This is a genomic window from Pseudomonas sp. TMW 2.1634 (assembly GCF_001703595.1).
Classification (GTDB): Bacteria; Pseudomonadota; Gammaproteobacteria; order Pseudomonadales; family Pseudomonadaceae; genus Aquipseudomonas; species Aquipseudomonas fragi.
Map to the genome: position 1 here is coordinate 244,844 of NZ_CP016849.1, position 18,630 is coordinate 263,473.

An 18,630-nucleotide genomic window follows, 5' to 3' on the forward strand; every position below is an offset into this window, starting at 1 on the left:
GTAATGTCTGTGCAATCTGTAAAGCCTGTAATAGGGCGCCTGGTCGTGGTCGGGCTGGGCCTGATCGGCGGCTCTTTCGCCAAGGGTCTGCGTGAAAGCGGCTTGTGTGCCGAAGTTGTCGGGGTCGATCTCGACCCTCAGTCCTGTGCGCTGGCTGTGGAGCTGGGGGTTGTCGACCGCTGCGAAGCGGACCTGGCGACTGCCTGTGTGGGGGCTGATGTGATCCAGTTGGCCGTGCCTATACTGGCCATGGAAAAAATGCTCGGCCTTCTGGCGGGCATGGACCTTGGCCGGGCGGTGCTGACGGATGTAGGCAGTGCCAAGGGCAATGTCGTGCGCGCTGCGGCACAGGCTTTTGGTGGTATGCCGCCGCGTTTCGTGCCCGGCCATCCGATAGCCGGGTCCGAGCAAAGTGGCGTCGAAGCTTCGAATGCCAGCCTGTTCCAGCGCCACAAGGTGATCTTGACCCCTGTGGCCCAGACCGATGCCGATGCGTTGGCCCTGGTCGATACGATGTGGCGCGCCCTGGGTGCGGACGTCGAACATATGCAGGTCGAGCGACATGACGAGGTATTGGCGGCAACCAGCCATTTGCCTCATTTACTGGCCTTCGGGCTGGTGGATTCTCTTGCCAAGCGCAACGAGAATCTGGATATCTTCCGTTACGCAGCGGGTGGCTTCCGTGATTTCACAAGAATCGCCGGCAGCGACCCGGTAATGTGGCATGACATTTTTTTCGCGAACCGCGAGGCAGTGCTGCGCACATTGGATACATTTCGCAGTGATCTCGACGCCTTGCGCGACGCGGTCGATGCAGGGGATGGGCATCAATTACTGGGCGTCTTCACGCGCGCCCGGGTTGCCCGCGAGCATTTCAGTAAAATCCTGGCCCGCCGGGCATATGTGGACGCTATGAATTCCAACGATCTGATTTTTTTGGCAAATCCTGGTGGTCAAGTAACTGGCCGGATCCGCGTACCAGGCGACAAATCCATTTCCCACCGCTCGATCATGCTCGGCTCATTGGCTGAAGGTACGACCGAGGTGGAAGGTTTCCTTGAGGGTGAAGACGCCCTGGCCACGCTGCAGGCGTTCCGTGACATGGGCGTGGTGATTGAAGGCCCGCATCATGGTCGCGTAACCATTCATGGTGTCGGCCTGCACGGTTTGAAAGCGCCGCCTGGCCCGATCTACCTGGGTAACTCGGGCACCTCCATGCGCCTGTTGTCCGGCCTGCTGGCCGCGCAGAGTTTCGACACCACGCTGACCGGCGATGCATCCCTGACCAAGCGCCCGATGAATCGTGTGGCCAACCCGTTGCGCGAAATGGGTGCCGTGATTGAAACCGCTGCCGAAGGTCGTCCACCGATGACCATTCGCGGCGGTCATGCGCTCAAGGGCATGGATTACACCTTGCCGATGGCCAGTGCCCAGGTTAAATCCTGCCTGTTGCTGGCAGGGCTGTATGCTGAAGGCAAGACTTCGGTTACTGAGCCTGCGCCGACCCGCGACCATACCGAGCGCATGCTGCAAGGCTTCGGCTACCCGGTTACGGTTAATGGCCCTACGGCTTCGGTTGAATCGGGCCACAAGCTGACGGCGACCCATATTGAAGTGCCGGGGGATATTTCCTCTTCGGCGTTCTTCCTGGTTGCTGCCTCCATTGCTGAAGGCTCGGACTTGCTGCTTGAACATGTCGGTATCAATCCGACCCGTACTGGCGTTATCGATATCCTGCGCCTGATGGGGGCTGACATCACGCTTGAGAACCAGCGCGAAGTGGGCGGCGAGCCGGTGGCTGACTTGCGCGTACGCGCAGCTAAACTCAAGGGTATCGAGATTCCTGAAGCGCTGGTGCCGCTGGCAATCGACGAGTTTCCGGTCTTGTTCGTGGCTGCCGCTGTCGCCGAGGGTCGCACGATCCTGCGCGGTGCAGAAGAGCTGCGGGTCAAGGAATCCGACCGCATTCAGGTGATGGCAGATGGCTTGCTGAGCCTGGGTGTGAAGTGCGAGCCAACCCCGGATGGCATCATTATTGAGGGTGGTTCCATCGGCGGTGGTGAGGTTCATGGTCATGGCGACCACCGTATCGCGATGGCTTTCAGTGTGGCTTCGTTGCGCGCAACCGCTCCAATCCGTATCCATGATTGCGCCAACGTTGCGACTTCGTTCCCTAACTTTCTTGCCCTGTGCAAGCAAGTGGGCATGCGTGTAGCTCAAGAGGAAAACTCGTGATGGTTTCGGCACCGGTTATCACCATCGACGGCCCGAGCGGTTCAGGCAAAGGCACGGTTGCTGGCATCCTGGCCAAGCGCCTGGGGTGGAATTTGCTCGACTCCGGTGCTCTGTACCGCCTGTTGGCATTTGCCGCAGGTAATCACGGCGTTGCTCTGGATAACGAGGCGTTGCTGGAAAAACTGGCGGCGCATCTTGATGTTCAGTTCATCGGCGCGACGGACGGTAAGCCGGCACGGATCATTCTGGAAGGTGATGACGTGACCCATGCCATCCGCAGCGAGACCGTAGCGGCTGGAGCCTCGAAAGTCGCGGCCTTGCCGGCTGTTCGCGATGCATTGCTGCAGCGTCAGCGTGCCTTTCTGGAGTTCCCGGGCCTGGTTGCAGATGGTCGGGATATGGGTACGGTGGTGTTTCCTGACGCGCCATTGAAGGTTTTTCTGACCGCCAGCGCCGAGGAGCGGGCCCGTCGCCGTTACTTGCAGTTGAAGGCCAAGGGCGATGATGTTAGTCTCTCGGGTCTGCTAGATGAGATTCGTGCCCGCGACGAGCGTGACACGCAGCGTGCAATAGCCCCGCTCAAGCCGGCGGCTGATGCCATACAGCTGGACTCCACGGAGTTGTCAATCGAGCAGGTGCTGGAACGCATCATGAGTGAAATCGCACTTCGCGATATCGCTGGATGACCAAGAAAGCGTGCAGGAGACCAGAAATAGTCCTGCATGCCTTCTTTTATATGAACGTAACCCACATTGTCTGGAATGTGGCAGATGGGCGTATTCCTTCGCCCTTGATCAACAGGAATTAAAATGAGCGAAAGCTTTGCAGAACTCTTTGAAGAAAGCCTAAAAACCCTGAATCTTCAGGCTGGCTCGATCATCACCGCTATCATCGTTGATATCGATTACCAAGCTGGTTGGGTTACCGTTCACGCTGGTTTGAAGTCGGAAGGCCTCATCCCGCTGGAGCAGTTCCACAACGACGCTGGCGAACTGAACATCAACATCGGTGATGAAGTTCACGTTGCGCTGGACGCGGTCGAAGACGGCTTTGGCGAAACCAAACTGTCCCGTGAAAAAGCCAAGCGCGCTGAATGCTGGATCGTTCTGGAAGCAGCCTTCGCAGCAGAAGAAGTGGTCAAGGGCGTTATCAACGGTAAGGTTAAAGGCGGCTTCACTGTCGACGTTAACGGCATCCGTGCGTTCCTGCCAGGTTCTCTGGTTGACGTTCGTCCAGTGCGCGATACTACGCACCTGGAAGGCAAAGAGCTGGAATTCAAGGTCATCAAGCTGGACCAGAAGCGCAACAACGTTGTTGTTTCGCGTCGCAGCGTGCTTGAAGCAGAGAACTCCGCCGAGCGTGAAGCTCTGCTGGAATCGCTGCAAGAAGGTCAGCAAGTTAAAGGTATCGTTAAAAACCTCACGGATTACGGCGCATTCGTCGATCTGGGTGGCGTTGACGGCCTGCTGCACATCACTGACATGGCTTGGAAGCGTATCAAGCATCCTTCCGAAATCGTCAACGTTGGCGACGAGATCGATGTCAAGGTTCTGAAATACGATCGCGAACGCAACCGTGTTTCCCTGGGCCTGAAGCAACTGGGTGAAGATCCATGGGTTGCTATCAAAGCCCGTTACCCAGAAAGCACTCGCGTTACCGCGCGTGTAACCAACCTGACTGACTACGGCTGCTTCGCAGAGCTGGAAGAAGGCGTTGAAGGTCTGGTACACGTTTCGGAAATGGACTGGACCAACAAAAACATCCACCCTTCGAAAGTCGTACAAGTCGGCGACGAAGTGGAAGTTATGGTTCTGGACATCGACGAAGAGCGTCGTCGTATCTCCCTGGGCATCAAGCAGTGCAAATCTAACCCATGGGAAGATTTCTCTGGCCAGTTCAACAAGGGCGATAAAATCTCCGGCACCATCAAGTCGATCACCGATTTCGGTATCTTCATTGGTCTGGACGGCGGCATCGACGGCCTGGTTCACCTGTCCGACATCTCCTGGAACGAAGTGGGCGAAGAAGCCGTACGTCGTTTCAAGAAGGGCGACGAGCTGGACACCGTTATCCTGTCTGTTGACCCAGAGCGTGAGCGCATCTCCCTGGGTATCAAGCAGCTGGAAAGCGATCCGTTCTCCGAGTACGTTCAAGAGAACGACAAAGGCGCAATCGTTAAGGGCATCGTGAAAGAAGTTGACGCTAAAGGCGCCATCATCACTCTGGCCAACGATATCGAAGCGACTCTGAAAGCCTCCGAAATCAGCCGTGACCGCGTTGAAGACGCGCGCAACGTTCTGAAAGAAGGCGAAGAAGTAGAAGCCAAGATCATCAGCGTTGATCGCAAGAGCCGCGTAATCCAACTCTCCATCAAGTCGAAAGATGATGCTGAAGAGAAAGAAGCAATCCAGAGCCTGCGCGACAAGCCAGCTACCTCTGACATTGCTGCTGGTCCGACCACTTTGGGCGACCTGCTGCGTGCACAAATGGAAAAACAGAACTAAGTTCTGATTGACCATAGAAAAAGGGCGACTTAGGTCGCCCTTTTTTGTGCCTGCGATTTGAGTATGAGGTTATCAAGCTCTTGTAAAAGCGTGCGTGTGGCTCGTTCGGGAGTTAGCTGTGGGTGAGGGCGGCCGCTGACGCTGCGTAGCCTGTGCGCTGCCTGGGGTGGTATGGGTCTGATGGCTGTGGTTGTTTATGGTGGGGCCGGTTATTTGCAGTGCTTATGCGGCTTGTGAAGATAAGTCAATCCCTGGGCTGTTCAAATTCTTTCGATCATGCTAAAACCTTGGGAGCGCTGATCTAGCTGCTTGAAAAAGAAGGGAAAAATATGACGAAGTCGGAGTTGATCGAACGAATTGTCACCCATCAAGGGCTACTCTCATCCAAGGATGTGGAGTTGGCCATCAAGACCATGCTTGAACAAATGTCTCAATGCCTCGCGACCGGGGATCGTATCGAAATCCGTGGTTTTGGCAGCTTCTCCCTGCATTACCGCGCCCCTCGTGTAGGCCGCAACCCAAAGACAGGCCAGTCGGTCAGCCTGGATGGCAAATTTGTGCCTCATTTCAAACCGGGCAAAGAGCTGCGAGACCGGGTGAACGAGGATGAGGAAGACGACATTTAACCTTCAGGGAACAGGAGTTGCCGATGCGTAACGTCAAACGAGCAGTGCTGGCGGTATTTTCTCTGCTGATCATGTTCGGGGTCGTGATTTTCACCCTCGAAAACCAGCAGCCCACGGCACTGATGTTTTTGGGTTGGCGCTCCCCTGAACTGCCGCAATCGTTTTTCTTCATTGGTGCCTTGCTGGTGGGGATGGCGGTCGGGCCGTTAATGGGCTTTATTGCTTACCAGCGCAAGGCGAGCAAGCTCAAGCGCCGATTGCAGACGCAGGTATAAGGCTGTGGGCAGTGAGGCAGGAAGGCTGCCACCTTCCGGTCAATCAGGTGCTTTGATTGGGAAATGTCCTACAGGCCTGGTGGGTTGTATTGTTTGGTAATGTTGGCAGAATGCGCTCTGTTCTCGATTGCCAGAAATTTTTATGCTTCGTCAGGTCTACAGTGATGGTTAACCTGATTGTCAAAGCCACGATAACTCTCGTACTTAAAAATTTCTGCATGACGAGCCCGCAGATTCTTAATGAAGGCAGGCCTTGTTTGTGAGTAGCAGCCCCCGTATTCACGTTGGTACATCGTCAAATGAGGTAGACCTGTTCTCCTTGTTTCAGACATTTTGGCAACAAAGGAAAATTATTGCTGCGACGAGTGCGGTGTGTGGTCTCATTGCATTGGGCTACGCCTACTTCGTGACCCCCGAGTACCAAGTGAGCAGTGTACTTCGCCCTGCAGCTATCAACGAGCTGGATGCGCTTAACCGATCAGGTGTTTATACCCTGCCCCCCAGCGAAGCCTTGCTCAAAGTGGGTTCAACGCTTGAGTCCTATGAAGCGCGATTGAGCTTTTTCCAGGCGAACGAGGCGTTATTCAGTCAATACAGGCGTCCGGGTCGCACTTTGGAGCAGAGCTTTGAAGAATTCAATCGTGACTCCTTGAAGCTGCTTCTTCCAGGCCCTAAAGATGCGAACTCGCTCAGCGCAGCCATTGGGTTGGTGTTGTACTGTAGTGGTCTAATGAAACCGGACACTCATTTAGGCGAGAATGCTCGCCATATCGAGGTGTCAGATGACCAAGCAACGTCGTGTCTTTTCCGCTGAATTCAAACGCGAGGCTGCTGACCTCGTACTCAAACAAAATTACAGCTGCATCGAAGCCAGTCGTTCACTCGGCATTGGCGAGTCGGCCCTGCGCCGTTGGGTCAGTCAGCTTCTGCAGGAACGCACAGGCGTCACCCCGCAGAGCAAGGCGCTCACCCCAGAGCAGCAAAAGATCCAGGAACTGGAAGCCCGAATCGCCCGTCTTGAACGAGAGAAATCGATATTAAAAAAGGCTACCGCGCTCTTGATGTCGGAAGATCTCGAGCGTTCGCACTGATCCATCAGCTAAGCGCCCATGAACCTGTTGACTGCTTGTGCGAGGTGTTCGAAATCACCCGTTCGACTTACTACGCCCATCACCTCAGGCGGCGTTCTCCGGGCGTTGAGAGAATTCGATTACGCAGTCGAGTCAACGAACTGTTCACCCAGAGCCGAAACGCTGCTGGCAGCCGAAGTATCGTGTCGATGATGCAGGATGATGGCGAGCAGATCGGGCGTTTCAAGGTGCGAGGCTTGATGCGGGAACTGGGGTTGATCAGCAAGCAGCCTGGCTCGCATGCCTACAAAAAAGCAACGGTCGAGCGGCCTGACATTCCAAATACACTGAATCGTAAATTCGATGTTCCCGAGCCAAACAAGGTTTGGTGCGGTGACATCACCTACATCTGGGCGCAAGGGAAATGGCACTACCTGGCCGTGGTTATGGATCTCTATGCTCGCCGGATAGTGGGCTGGGCGTTATCAGGAAACCCGGATGCTGACTTGGTCACCAAAGCACTGGATATGGCCTATGAGCAACGCGGGAAGCCTCAAGGGCTGCTGTTTCATTCGGATCAGGGATCGCAATATGGAAGTCGCCACTTCCGTCAGCGTCTGTGGCGGTACCGCATCAGCCAGAGCATGAGTCGCCGGGGCAATTGCTACGACAACTCGCCGATGGAGCGAGTATTTCGCAGCTTGAAAACCGAGTGGATACCTTCAGTGGGTTATATGTCGGTTCAGCAGGCACAACGAGACATCAGTCATTATTTGATGCATCGCTACAACTGGATACGGCCTCATCAATTTAATGGCGGGCTAACGCCGGCTCAGGCCGAGAAAAAACTTAACGTCGTGTCCGGGATTAGTTGACCACTACAGTACTACCCTGAGGGTGTCGACGGTGAGCAAATTCTCAATGGTTTTGTTGATCGCGCAATCACGTTCGCGCGTGAGCAAATTGCTGCGGACCTTAAGATCATCGTAAATAATCGTCTGACCGAGCTGAAAGGGAAAATTGACGCTGCCCGCTCCAATTATGAAACTGAAAAACAAGCGCGCATGGCTACCTTGATTGAGAACGACAGTCTGAAGCGTGCTCAGCTACAGGACGAACTCAAGGCGCTGCGCCAACAACTAAAAGTTGAACGTGCGGATCGTGTGGCGCAATTGAGTGAAGCCATTGGCATTGCTAAGTCACTGGGTATTCAAAAACCTACGACACCTTCCGCTATGGGGGACTCTGTGCGGGCGGGCGATGTGAGTCTTATGCGCACTGAGATCAATAATCAAAAGATACCCTTGTATTTTCTGGGAGTTGAGGTGCTTGAGGCCGAGCGCGCTGCCTTGCAGCAACGGAAAAACGACGATTTCACCGAAAAAAGAATCGCGCAAATAGCTCGCGAATTGCAATTGCTGCAAACCAACCGTGAAGTTGAAATGCTTAATCAGCGTCAGAATGAAGACTTGTTTCTGAAGGGGGTTGAGCCACTTCGTGCTGAGATTGTCAGGTTGGGCGGTGTGAGCAGTATGGACTTTAGCGCCCTGAAATTGGTATCGGTCGATCGCAAAGCGATGAATCCAACGAACCCAGTCAAACCTAAAAAGGCTTTAATTGCAGTGTTGGGGTTTATGTTGGGCGCTCTGCTCGGCATCCTGATTGTTATTGCAAGGCACTTTGTGATTCAACGTCGTGAGGAGCTTCATATGCCTTCGGGCTCCATGCTTCAAGGTCCTTCGTGCGTTTCGATGAGTTGCAGCGAGATTTTGCTAAAGGACTGATACTGACTAGGTATCGGGCTGATGCTTTTCAGCCCGGATCTATAGATGAATTGCCTCTTAATGGAACTGCCCCGAGAGCAAATTATGTCTTTTCCGCGCATATATCACCCTATGCCGATCCGTGCGGGGCAAGCTTCTTGCCGTCAATTGCTGTTGAGTGCTTTTTGTCGGTCCGCCACGGGTGTAGCCCGAGAGTCTCGCGTGATAGCGCATTCCGCTTGGCGGTTTTGGCTTGTCAATTACGGCCTTGAAGATGTTCAGATCCTGCTTATGGCGCTACTCGCAAAGGTTCAGGTTGCAGCAGATTTTCAGGGTCGGGTTGAACGCTTAAAAACTTTCATTGTCTTGAGTATGGCACTTGCGCTGACAAGATTTTTTATAGGTCAACGTTATTTAAAGCTTGAACTAAGTGCTCAAACCCAATACATCGGGCTTCATGTTCAAGAAAGTCAGTCATCCGTAAGAGCCTGCTGATCATCAGGGTGAGATGCAACAACAGGGCTTGCAGCGTCTGTGTACGCAATTGTTATTTGATTGGATTTTTATAAGCTGCGTAAAGGATGATCATGTCAGTCGTCTTTCACACCAGGCAAGTGGCCTCATTCAATATTTGAAAGCTTATTGCGCGGGGCGGATTTCCCAGTGCTGCATGAGTAGAATTTATGTGTTGCGCCCAAAAAATCGTGCCCTCTTATTTAGCCGTTTATCTGCAATCATCATTTCAGCCTAGATGTGCAGATCGGTCTCATTTGCAGCTCATGCGCAATTTTTCCTGGCCATATCAGGGGCTAGGCAATGGCTGCAGGGTAGAAGCGCACAGGTCCCACACAGTAGTCCTGCCACACATGAACAATTAGCCAATGGCCTGTCGAATACCGATCCTCGAGGTCATGCGATTGTGTCTGGATTGAGCTGCGCCAGTGGTCGTCTGATCAATAACATCACGGCCTTGCTGACTCACCAGAGGCATAATGTGTTTTTCAACACATGCAGGGTATTGCTGAACTATGGGCTGCGATACAAGAGTCTGGGCTCAAGGCCGGCTTTGTTGAAATGGACGGTGAGCGCTGTATTATTGGTGCAGGTTTTTGAGGGGGGGGCAGGTGCTTGTCGCTGCCGACTAGCAGGCTCAGGCTATAGGCACCTTTGTTTCAGGTATGAAGCAATGAACAGAACGTGTATTTGCGGTATGGCTAAATAATGGCGCAACAGGTCTGGGTGGAAAAAATCCGGACTTTTCTTAAATTCGAATTGACTGTATCGATCAGCTGAGGTCCGCTGATGGAGGGCCGCTCTGTAATGCAGCAGCGCAATGACGCCAAGAACAGGACGGCTTGTCATTGGCAAACGCATTGCACGATGGTAAAACACGGAAGGATTTATATATGAATTACTCATGCCTTTAACACGCACAGCAACTGCCCAGGAAACCACCCGATCCAGAGCTGACGACTGGTATCTGGTGCAATGCAAGCCAAGACAAGACGAGCGGGCAGAAGAGAATCTTGCGCGTCAGGGTTATGAGTGCGCGCGGCCCACCTGTCGGCGTGAACGTCTGCATCATGGGCAATTGCAGCACCTCGAAGAGTCCCTGTTTCCGGGCTATTTGTTTATACACATGCCGCCAGGTGCCAATTGGGCTCCTTTACGCTCCACGCGTGGTGTAGCACGCGTTGTAGCCTTTGGTGGTCGCCCCTTGGCCGTCAGTCACGAGTTGATCCTCAATCTGAAGAGTCGTGCAGAGTCTTGCCTGATTTCCGCATTCAGCCCTGGCGAAAAAATCACCATTTTGGACCAGAGCTTTGCAGGTATTGAATCCATTTTCATGACGATGGACGGCGAAGAGCGCGTCATCCTGCTTATCAACTTGATGAATCGTCAGCAACAGATCAGTTTGCCCCTTACCAGTATAGCCAGTCGTTAATTAAATCCTGGTCACCGGCTGGGCAATGTAAGCACAAACCGTTCTCAGGAAATCGACGATGAATCCTGGGGCGGTAGCGTACCTTTAAGAAAAACGGAATTCATCCCATCACTACTCGCTCTGTGAGTTGTGCATCGGAGTAGTTAAGGAAATGTTAAAAACATGACCACGATCAAACGTAAAGGAATAATTCTCGCTGGTGGATCAGGCACCCGCTTGCACCCGCTAACGCTGGGTGTCTCCAAACAGATGTTGCCCATTTATGACAAGCCCATGATCTTTTATCCGTTGTCAGTGTTGATGCTGGCAGGCATGCGAGAAATCTTGATTATTTCGACACCTGAAGACTTGCCATGTTTCAAAAAGCTATTGGGCGATGGCAGTCAATACGGTATTGAACTGAGCTATGCGGAACAACCCAGCCCTGATGGGTTGGCACAAGCTTTTCTCATTGGCGAAGAGTTTATTGGTAACGCTTCCGTTTGCCTGATTCTGGGTGACAATATTTTTTACGGTCAGAACTTTTCAGGCCATCTTCGCGCTGCCATGAATCAAGCCACTGGCGCGACGGTGTTTGGTTACCATGTTTCAGACCCGGAGCGCTTTGGCATTGTTGAGTTCGACAGTAGCGGCCGCGCACTGAGCATTGAAGAAAAGCCTTTAATACCGAAGTCCAACTATGCGGTGACAGGCCTTTATTTCTATGACAATCAGGTCGTTGAAATTGCCAAAAAGATCAAGCCTTCAGCCCGGGGTGAGCTAGAAATTACGGATGTCAATCGTGTGTATCTCGAACAAAACAACCTTGTTGTTGAAATGCTGGGGCGGGGGTTTGCCTGGCTGGACACAGGCACGCATGAGTCTTTGCTCGAAGCCAGTCACTTTGTGCATACCATCGAGCAGCGCCAAGGGCTGAAGGTGGCTTGCCTGGAAGAGATTGCATTTAACAGTGGTTGGATAACCCCGGAAACCCTGGATGATCAAGCGAAAAGGCTGAAGAAAACAGGCTACGGGCAGTACTTAACTAAATTGCTGAATGAGAGGAAAGGCGCGTGAAGTTCACCCAGGCAGACATCTTCGGCATTGTCATTATCGAACCGAAGGTTTTTAAGGATGAGCGTGGGTGGTTCATGGAGAGTTTTAATCAGCGCGAGTTTAATGAGGGGCTTTCCAAGCTGGGATTGCCAGAACCTCAATATTTTGTACAGGACAACCAGTCGTGTTCAAAAAAAGGCGTTTTGCGCGGACTGCATTATCAGCTTGAACCGCATACGCAGGGAAAGTTGGTTAGTGTTACCCAAGGCGCTGCCTTTGATGTTGCCGTAGACATTAGAAAAGGGTCTTCCACATTTGGTCAATGGTTCGGAATCGAATTGTCAGCTGTCAATAAGAAAATGCTGTGGATTCCCGCCGGTTTTGCCCACGGTTTTCTGGCGTTGGAAGATGACACACATTTTATTTATAAAACTACAAATTTCTATGACCCGCATTCAGAACGAAGCTTGCTATGGTCTGACGGAACCCTGAATATTGAATGGCCGTGCGTGAGTGCGTATCTCATCAGTGACAAGGATAGGCAAGCGCCACCCCTGTCTGATGCCGTTCTGCTTTAAAAAGCGGGGCGCTCTTAAATATATATGTCTTATGAATATGCTCCGATTAAGATACGTTGATGGCGGATCATTTAGGCGCACCATGAGGTGCGATAGATGTGAACCCGTATTCGATGGCGGGTGTGCGTAAAGTTTGCTTCGTGTAGGGGAATTGCTTTGAACGATAAGCCTGTATTTGTAACGCAACCTTATTTGCCTGAACTTTCAGAGTTTTTACCTTACCTGGAAAGTATCTGGGAAAGCAAAATACTTACGAACGGTGGTCCGATGCATCAGCAATTGGAAGCCGAGTTATGTGAGTATTTGGGGGTTGAGCATATAGCGCTGTTCAATAACGGAACCATTGCGTTGTTGACGGCTTTGCAAGCCTTGCGTATCACAGGGGAGGTAATTACGACGCCTTACTCGTTTGTGGCCACCGCTCACTCGTTACTCTGGAACGGTATCAAGCCGGTTTTTGTTGATATCGATCCCATCACGTTGAATATGGATCCGGCAAAGATCGAATCGGCAATAACCCCCCTGACAACGGCGATATTGCCTGTCCACTGTTACGGTCATCCGTGTGATGTGGATGCCATTCAGGCCATTGCAGATAACTATAATCTGAAGGTTATTTATGATGCGGCTCATGCGTTTGCAGTGAAAGACCGCAGTGGCAGTGTACTGAGGCATGGCGACTTGAGTGTGCTCAGTTTTCACGCGACCAAAGTCTTCAATACCTTTGAAGGTGGGGCGATCGTCTGTCCGGATGCAAAAACTAAGCAGCGCATTGAGCACTTGAAAAACTTTGGTTTTGTTGATGAAGTGACGGTTGTGGCGGCAGGTATCAATGGCAAGATGAGCGAGATTAACGCGGCCTTCGGCTTGCTCCAGTTAAAGCACATCGATACTGCATTACGCTTGCGTGGCAAGATTGATGCTCTGTACCGAGAAGGCCTCGCGGGAGTGAAAGGAATCAAGGTGGTCGATGAAAGTGGGCAAGACAAAGCCAATTTTTCGTATTTCCCCATTTTGATTGAAGAAGATTATCCGCTGAGTCGAGATGAGCTGTATGAAAAGTTTAAGTCAATAAACATTTTTGTGCGGCGCTATTTTTATCCACTGATCAGCGACTTCCCAATGTACCGCGGCTTGCCCTCTTCAAATAAAGCGAATATTCCGGTGGCGGACAGTGTCTCGCAGCGCGTCCTCTGTCTCCCGATTTATCCAGCACTGGAGCTTGCTCAAGTGGAGCAGATCATCGCTTTTGTCAGGCAGCAATCCCCAGCGTGAGTCACTGACGTTCAATCGGTTAGTACGGGGTTTAATTCACTAGAGGTTTTAACTTGAGCTTTAAGCGTAATGTAATAGCCAGTTATGTCAGTCAGATTTACACGGCGGTCATTGGTATCGTCATGCTTCCCTTCTATATAAAATTTATGGGGGGCGAAGCATATGGCATGATTGGTTTCTTTACGATGCTGCAGGCTTGGTTTGCTTTGTTGGACCTCGGTTTAACACCGACGATTGGCCGTGAAACGGCCAGATTCAATGCCGGTGCATTGGACGTCACTGCGTTCAGAAGGCTATACCGTTCACTCAGTTGTATTTTTGTGGGTGTGGCTTTGCTGGGCGCTATGCTCTTGTATTCTCAAGCTGCAAATATTGCGAGCCATTGGTTGAAGGTGGAAGTGGTTTCGGTCAATGACATTAAAACAGCGCTTGAGATCATTGCGGTCTGTGTGTCGTTACGTTGGTTAGGGGGGCTGTATAGAGGGATCATTACAGGATTTGAGCAGTTGGTGTGGCTGAGTGGCTTTAACCTGATTGTGGGCACGCTAAGGTTTGTCATGGTTATTCCGGTGATGGCGTATTTCGGATATACCCTCTTTGTATTTTTCAGCTATCAGTTGTGCCTGGCCTTGGCTGAATGTCTTGGCTTGTGGGTAAAAAGTCTACGGTTGCTGCCTGTTTTGACCCCGATTGAAAGAGCGGCGTTGGGCTGGTCATTCAAGCCTGTAAAAACCGTTTTGAAGTTTGCGTTGAGCATTGCCTTTACGTCAGCCGTTTGGGTGTTGGTGACTCAAACGGACAAGCTGGTACTTTCAAGTATCCTGCCGCTGGCCGATTATGGGGTGTATACATTAGCCGTATTGGTTGCCAGCGGAATCATGATAATCGGGGCACCCATCAGTCAAGTTCTGATGCCAAGGATGGCCAGCCTGCATGCCTCAGGGAAATATGATGAGGTCGTGGCGATTTATAAATCAAGCACCCAGATAGTTACTGTGATCGCGGGTGCAGCCGCTATTACGTTGATTTTTTGCGCCAAGCCGTTGCTTTATGTATGGACGGGGAGCTTGCCAGTTGCTGAGCAGGCAGCACCGATTTTGCAACTCTATGCTGTCGGTAATGCGTTGCTCGCCATTGGCGCATTTCCCTATTACATGCAGTATGCACGAGGAAATCTCTTCTATCATTTGCTTGGCAATGCACTGATGGTTGTCATTATTATTCCGCTGATTGTGATCGCCGCCAAGCATTATGGTGGTGTGGGGGCGGGTTACGTCTGGTGTGGCATGAATGCGTTATACCTGTTTTGCTGGGTAGGATACGTCCACCGAAAAATCATACCGGGCGTGCATGTTGAATGGCTGTTACTGGATGTATTAAAGATTTTTCTCCCCGCGTTATCAGGTGGCTTTTTAATAGACTATCTGTTTCCAGCGTCTGCAGGAACAGCGCTTAGCGTGGTTCATGTGTTGGCTGTTGGCGGGGTGGCATTAATCATATCAATCTTTGCATCTCCTTTTATGCGACATCTAATACTTACCAGGATGGCGAGATGAGCAGTGTGGTCGTGAAGGGCGGGGCGTCCAAATCCCCAACATTATCTGTTTGCGTCGTAACGTATAATCACGAGGCTTATTTGCGTGACTGTTTGGAAAGTATTGTTCAGCAAACAGTCAATTTTGATTATGAAATTATTATCGGCGATGATGCATCGACAGATCATACGCGTGAAATTATTCATGAATTCAAGGCCCGGTATCCCAGCGTAGTGAAGGCTGTGTTGCATGAGCGTAATATTGGCTCCACCGCAAACTACACGGCTGTTCATGCGGCGGCGAAAGGCAAGTACATCGCTCATGTAGATGGCGATGATCTGATGTTGCCAGGAAAGCTACAGTGCCAGGTCGATTATTTAGAGGCTCACCCGCGCTGTAATGTTGTGTGGCATCAGGTGACTTTTTTTAATGATGCTGGTGATACATGCATAATGCCCTCGTTGGCTTCAAGTGTATTGAATGTGGAGCTGTATACCCGCGATCTCATGCTCTGTGGTTCAGTGGCGGCTCACAGCTCTACTATGTATCGGGCTGAAAAGTTTTTCCTGCATGGTCCTTCGACTGAAGAGCTAATTGACTGGTATATTCTGGTTCGTCTTGTCGATGATGGCTATGGTATTGTGTTGAATGCTAACTTGGGTAAGTACAGGTTGCATGCGGGAGGGCTGTCCAGTGGTGCAAAAGCGACATTTAAAATGCGACGTTTTTTTTGTGACAGTCAACTTAAAATACTTCGCTTGCACCCTGAGTATTCAAGAGAAGTTGCTGCGTGCTCTTTGATGACAACCTTGTTGGATGCTGTTTTTTTACGCAAGAGCTTTGTGCTCTCGTTGAAAGTTTTTTTGCGCGCCAGATCGCTGCCTAGGCTCAGGGATATTTTAAAATTGAAAGGGCTGTACCTTGCCAATAGGCGGCCTGTCTAATTATGGGGCTTGGCCATATTATTTAGTTCCCATGATGTACTAGTGATTATTTCTGGCGGTTTTTATGGTGTATTTTTTGGGGCTAGGGCTTTTATATTTCTCATGGGTTGTGGAGACATTTACTCGATACAAAGGTAATTTCTTTTATTGTTCTTCTCTGCTTTTTTGCGGAGCGTTAGCTGTTTTGCGTGGCCAGGTAGGTACCGATACTCATAATTACGAGGTGATTACAAGCAGTTTTCGTGAGGGTGCCGGTATTGACGGGTGGGAGCCCGGTTTTGTATGGACTGTAAAGTTTTTGCAAGTGTTTTTCACCTCTGACTCTGTGGTCATCAGATTAGTCTCTTTATGTTTTACGCTGGCCTTGATTCGCCTTGTCTTTAAGGGCGGGAGAGACTGGCGATATTTCATTATGATTTTCTTTGTGCCGGCTTACTTCTTTGCTTACAGTATGAATGTGCTGCGGCTTGGGTTGGCCACGCTGATGATGTTTTACCTGGTGGTGAGTGTTATCGAAGGGAATAAAATATTCAAGGCTGTGCTGTTTGGTGTCGCCGCGGTGTTGTTTCAATATTCGATTATTTTCTCACTGTTTTTTATTGGCATGACCTCGATAAAGTTTTGGCAGGGTAAGCGACTCGTGTGGGTTCTCGTCGCGTGCAGCCTTGCGATCGGCTTTCTGTTTCTGAAAGCGGACTATGTCATATTCAAGCTCAATACATACTCCGACAGTGAATATGTCAATGTGGGTGGTTTTTCGGGTTTGAGTATCGTCGTGGTCGTGTGCATCATCCTCATGGGTGTCATGTTTTCTAACTTGCCACGTGCTGCAAAGGGTAAATTGGTATGCCTGGGCGGTGGAATGATGCTTGTGTTTTACCTCATGGCTTTTTATACCTATGCTGGACTAAGGTTGCTTGATTTATTAAGTGTCAGTTTGGCTTTGGCGGCCGTTGTACAGCATGCCCAGGCAGATGAGGAATTTAATGCCTTTTTCAAAATCAGTCTCTTTTTAGCTGGGCTGACTTCCGCTCTTTTTACCGCGAAGGGTTTTATACAGTTTGAGGGGGTAGGTGATAGTCCTTTTTTACCTTATCATTTCTTTGGCAATGATTGTGTTGCTACAGTGTTGTCCATTTGTGAATAAAGAATTATGTCTAATAAGATGAAAAAAAGACTGGTAATTGTTACAACCGTTCCAGAGACACTGGCTTCAATCTTAAAGGGACAGCCCCGATTTTTGAATGGCACATTTGATGTGTCTTTGGTGAGTTCGCCTGAAATTGAGGCGGGGAAACTTGAAACGTTAGAGGGGGTTCCGGTTTACCCCGTGCCAATGTTCAGGGGCATCAGTTTGCTCAAGGATTTTATTTCCATAGTCAAGATGATTTTTCTGCTGCGCCGGTTAAAACCAGATGTTGTTCATTCGTACACCCCAAAAGCAGGGTTGGTGGCCATGGTCGCCAGTTTAGTCTGCAGAGTTCCGTTCAGGATTCATACTTTTACAGGGTTAATATTCCCTACCCAGAGAGGGCTCAAGCAGAAGTTGCTCATTTGGGTCGACAGGTTGATTTGCCTGTGTGCGACTAAGGTTGTACCCGAGGGTAATGGCGTCAAAAAAGACTTGATTGCGTTCAATATTACGTCCAAGCCAATGAACGTCATTGGGTATGGCAACGTCGCCGGTGTGGATTTTACCTACTTCGACAAGGCATCTCCTGGCGTTCTTGAGAAGGCGGACTGTTTGAGAGAAACCTTGGGTATCTCCAAGGATGACTTTGTATTTTGCTTCATTGGGCGCTTGAACAATGACAAGGGCTTGTCGGAGCTTGCTGCAGCCTTCCAGCAGCTTCCTGCGCGGGCCCATCTGATTGTGGTTGGCGGTATTGATACCAGCGCTCCTGTAGACGCCACGACCCTCTCGTTGCTCCAGAGTAATGAATCTGTTCATTTATTAGGCCATCAGGATGATGTTCGATCCGCGCTCAGCGCTTGCACTGTCCTGGTGTTGCCAAGTTACAGAGAGGGTTTCCCCAATGTGCTTTTACAAGCCGGTGCGATGGGTAAAGCTGCAATTGCTACAGACATTAATGGATGCAATGAAATTATCGAGCCGGGGGTTAACGGTTGGCTGGTTCCAGCCCGGCAAATTGATCCTCTTTTAACTGCAATGTGCGAAGCGCTCAACACCCCGGCCCCCAGACTAGTAGACATGGGGGGTGAGGCATTTACTCGAGTCGCACGTTGTTTCGATCAAAAGGAGCACTGGCAACGAATGCTGACTTTTTATAATAAGGAATTACGAGTTGAAACGACTATTTGATGTGGTGCTGGCCTTTATTGGCCTTATTCTTCTTTCCCCTGTTTTACTCATTGTGTCTCTTTTGGTTCGCGTAAAATTGGGTGGGCCTGTTTTCTTCACTCAGGTGCGTCCGGGGCTAAATGGCAAGCCCTTTAAAATGATCAAGTTTCGCACCATGAAAAACAGTGTTGACAAAAGCGGCAATCTTCTGCCTGATGCTGAGAGAATGACCGACTTTGGTCGGTTATTGCGATCTACAAGCCTCGACGAGCTACCTGAATTATGGAATGTGCTCAAAGGGGATATGAGTCTGGTAGGGCCGCGACCCCTATTGATGCAGTATTTGCCCTTGTATTCTCGGGAGCAGAATCGCAGGCATGAGGTGAAACCCGGCGTCACTGGCTGGGCTCAAGTAAATGGCCGGAATTCACTTAGTTGGGATGATAAATTCAAACTCGATACCTGGTATGTTGATAACAGGTCGCTATTGTTGGATGTTAGGCTCTGTACGTAAACCCAAGAAATACGATTTTCTGTAAAATA

General features: G+C 50.7%; 18 protein-coding genes. All 18 read left to right on the top strand.

The features are described from left to right. The first annotated feature begins 3 nt into the window (after positions 1 to 3). Positions 4 to 2,235, top strand: a complete 2,232-nt coding sequence (locus BFC21_RS01080) for a bifunctional prephenate dehydrogenase/3-phosphoshikimate 1-carboxyvinyltransferase (protein WP_088379438.1) — start codon at positions 4 to 6, stop codon at positions 2,233 to 2,235. Continuing rightward, the gene (gene cmk, locus BFC21_RS01085; RefSeq protein ID WP_083369851.1) at positions 2,235 to 2,921 is read left to right on the top strand and encodes a (d)CMP kinase; all 687 of its coding nucleotides are present in this window, start codon (positions 2,235 to 2,237) and stop codon (positions 2,919 to 2,921) included. The genes BFC21_RS01080 and cmk overlap by 1 nt, the downstream gene beginning before the upstream one ends. Positions 2,922 to 3,044: 123 nt before the next feature. Then, positions 3,045 to 4,739, top strand: coding sequence for a 30S ribosomal protein S1 (gene rpsA, locus BFC21_RS01090; protein WP_016780248.1), 1,695 nt, complete (start codon positions 3,045 to 3,047; stop codon positions 4,737 to 4,739). Positions 4,740 to 5,068: 329 nt separating this feature from the next. Continuing rightward, a complete protein-coding gene (ihfB, locus tag BFC21_RS01095) occupies positions 5,069 to 5,365 on the top strand; it encodes an integration host factor subunit beta (RefSeq protein WP_003447108.1) in 297 nt (98 codons plus the stop codon). 23 nt (positions 5,366 to 5,388) lie between these two features. Continuing rightward, positions 5,389 to 5,640 (top strand): lipopolysaccharide assembly protein LapA domain-containing protein, encoded by a 252-nt coding sequence (locus BFC21_RS01100; protein ID WP_088379439.1) that lies wholly within the window; start codon positions 5,389 to 5,391, stop codon positions 5,638 to 5,640. Between the two features lie 259 nt (positions 5,641 to 5,899). Further along, entirely contained in the window at positions 5,900 to 6,454 is a 555-nt protein-coding gene (locus BFC21_RS01105) for a Wzz/FepE/Etk N-terminal domain-containing protein (RefSeq protein WP_256557616.1), read from the top strand. Further along, positions 6,423 to 7,585, top strand: a protein-coding gene (locus tag BFC21_RS01110; RefSeq protein ID WP_087148787.1) for an IS3 family transposase whose coding sequence is annotated in 2 segments (ribosomal slippage) — positions 6,423 to 6,678 and positions 6,678 to 7,585 — 1,164 coding nt in all. Because the reading frame shifts where the segments join, the coding sequence is not laid out codon by codon here. The genes BFC21_RS01105 and BFC21_RS01110 overlap by 32 nt, the downstream gene beginning before the upstream one ends. Before the next feature lie 189 nt (positions 7,586 to 7,774). Beyond that, positions 7,775 to 8,494 carry a GNVR domain-containing protein gene (locus BFC21_RS01115; protein ID WP_371914927.1) on the top strand — a complete coding sequence of 240 codons (720 nt, stop codon included), beginning with the start codon at positions 7,775 to 7,777 and terminating at the stop codon, positions 8,492 to 8,494. A gap of 45 nt (positions 8,495 to 8,539) precedes the next feature. Then, on the top strand, positions 8,540 to 8,968 hold the full coding sequence (locus tag BFC21_RS27085) for a hypothetical protein (protein WP_162939269.1): 429 nt from the start codon (positions 8,540 to 8,542) through the stop codon (positions 8,966 to 8,968). A 922-nt stretch (positions 8,969 to 9,890) separates the two neighbouring features. Then, a complete protein-coding gene (gene rfaH, locus BFC21_RS01120) occupies positions 9,891 to 10,418 on the top strand; it encodes a transcription/translation regulatory transformer protein RfaH (protein WP_169845461.1) in 528 nt (175 codons plus the stop codon). Positions 10,419 to 10,580: 162 nt separating this feature from the next. Next, entirely contained in the window at positions 10,581 to 11,474 is an 894-nt protein-coding gene (gene rfbA / locus BFC21_RS01125; RefSeq protein ID WP_120265519.1) for a glucose-1-phosphate thymidylyltransferase RfbA, read from the top strand. Further along, on the top strand, positions 11,471 to 12,031 hold the full coding sequence (rfbC, locus tag BFC21_RS01130; RefSeq protein ID WP_120265520.1) for a dTDP-4-dehydrorhamnose 3,5-epimerase: 561 nt from the start codon (positions 11,471 to 11,473) through the stop codon (positions 12,029 to 12,031). Before rfbA ends, rfbC begins: the two co-directional genes overlap by 4 nt. Positions 12,032 to 12,187: 156 nt before the next feature. Beyond that, positions 12,188 to 13,306 carry a DegT/DnrJ/EryC1/StrS aminotransferase family protein gene (locus BFC21_RS01135; protein WP_120266676.1) on the top strand — a complete coding sequence of 373 codons (1,119 nt, stop codon included), beginning with the start codon at positions 12,188 to 12,190 and terminating at the stop codon, positions 13,304 to 13,306. 53 nt (positions 13,307 to 13,359) lie between these two features. Continuing rightward, positions 13,360 to 14,862, top strand: coding sequence for an oligosaccharide flippase family protein (locus BFC21_RS01140; RefSeq protein WP_120265521.1), 1,503 nt, complete (start codon positions 13,360 to 13,362; stop codon positions 14,860 to 14,862). Then, entirely contained in the window at positions 14,859 to 15,785 is a 927-nt protein-coding gene (locus tag BFC21_RS01145; protein WP_120265522.1) for a glycosyltransferase family 2 protein, read from the top strand. The genes BFC21_RS01140 and BFC21_RS01145 overlap by 4 nt, the downstream gene beginning before the upstream one ends. A gap of 64 nt (positions 15,786 to 15,849) precedes the next feature. Beyond that, complete coding sequence (locus tag BFC21_RS01150; protein WP_120265523.1) at positions 15,850 to 16,932, top strand: EpsG family protein; 1,083 nt, start codon at positions 15,850 to 15,852, stop codon at positions 16,930 to 16,932. Positions 16,933 to 16,938: 6 nt separating this feature from the next. Next, entirely contained in the window at positions 16,939 to 18,108 is a 1,170-nt protein-coding gene (locus BFC21_RS01155) for a glycosyltransferase family 4 protein (protein ID WP_120265524.1), read from the top strand. Next, on the top strand, positions 18,092 to 18,601 hold the full coding sequence (locus tag BFC21_RS01160) for a sugar transferase (protein WP_120265525.1): 510 nt from the start codon (positions 18,092 to 18,094) through the stop codon (positions 18,599 to 18,601). Before BFC21_RS01155 ends, BFC21_RS01160 begins: the two co-directional genes overlap by 17 nt. Positions 18,602 to 18,630 lie beyond the last annotated feature (29 nt).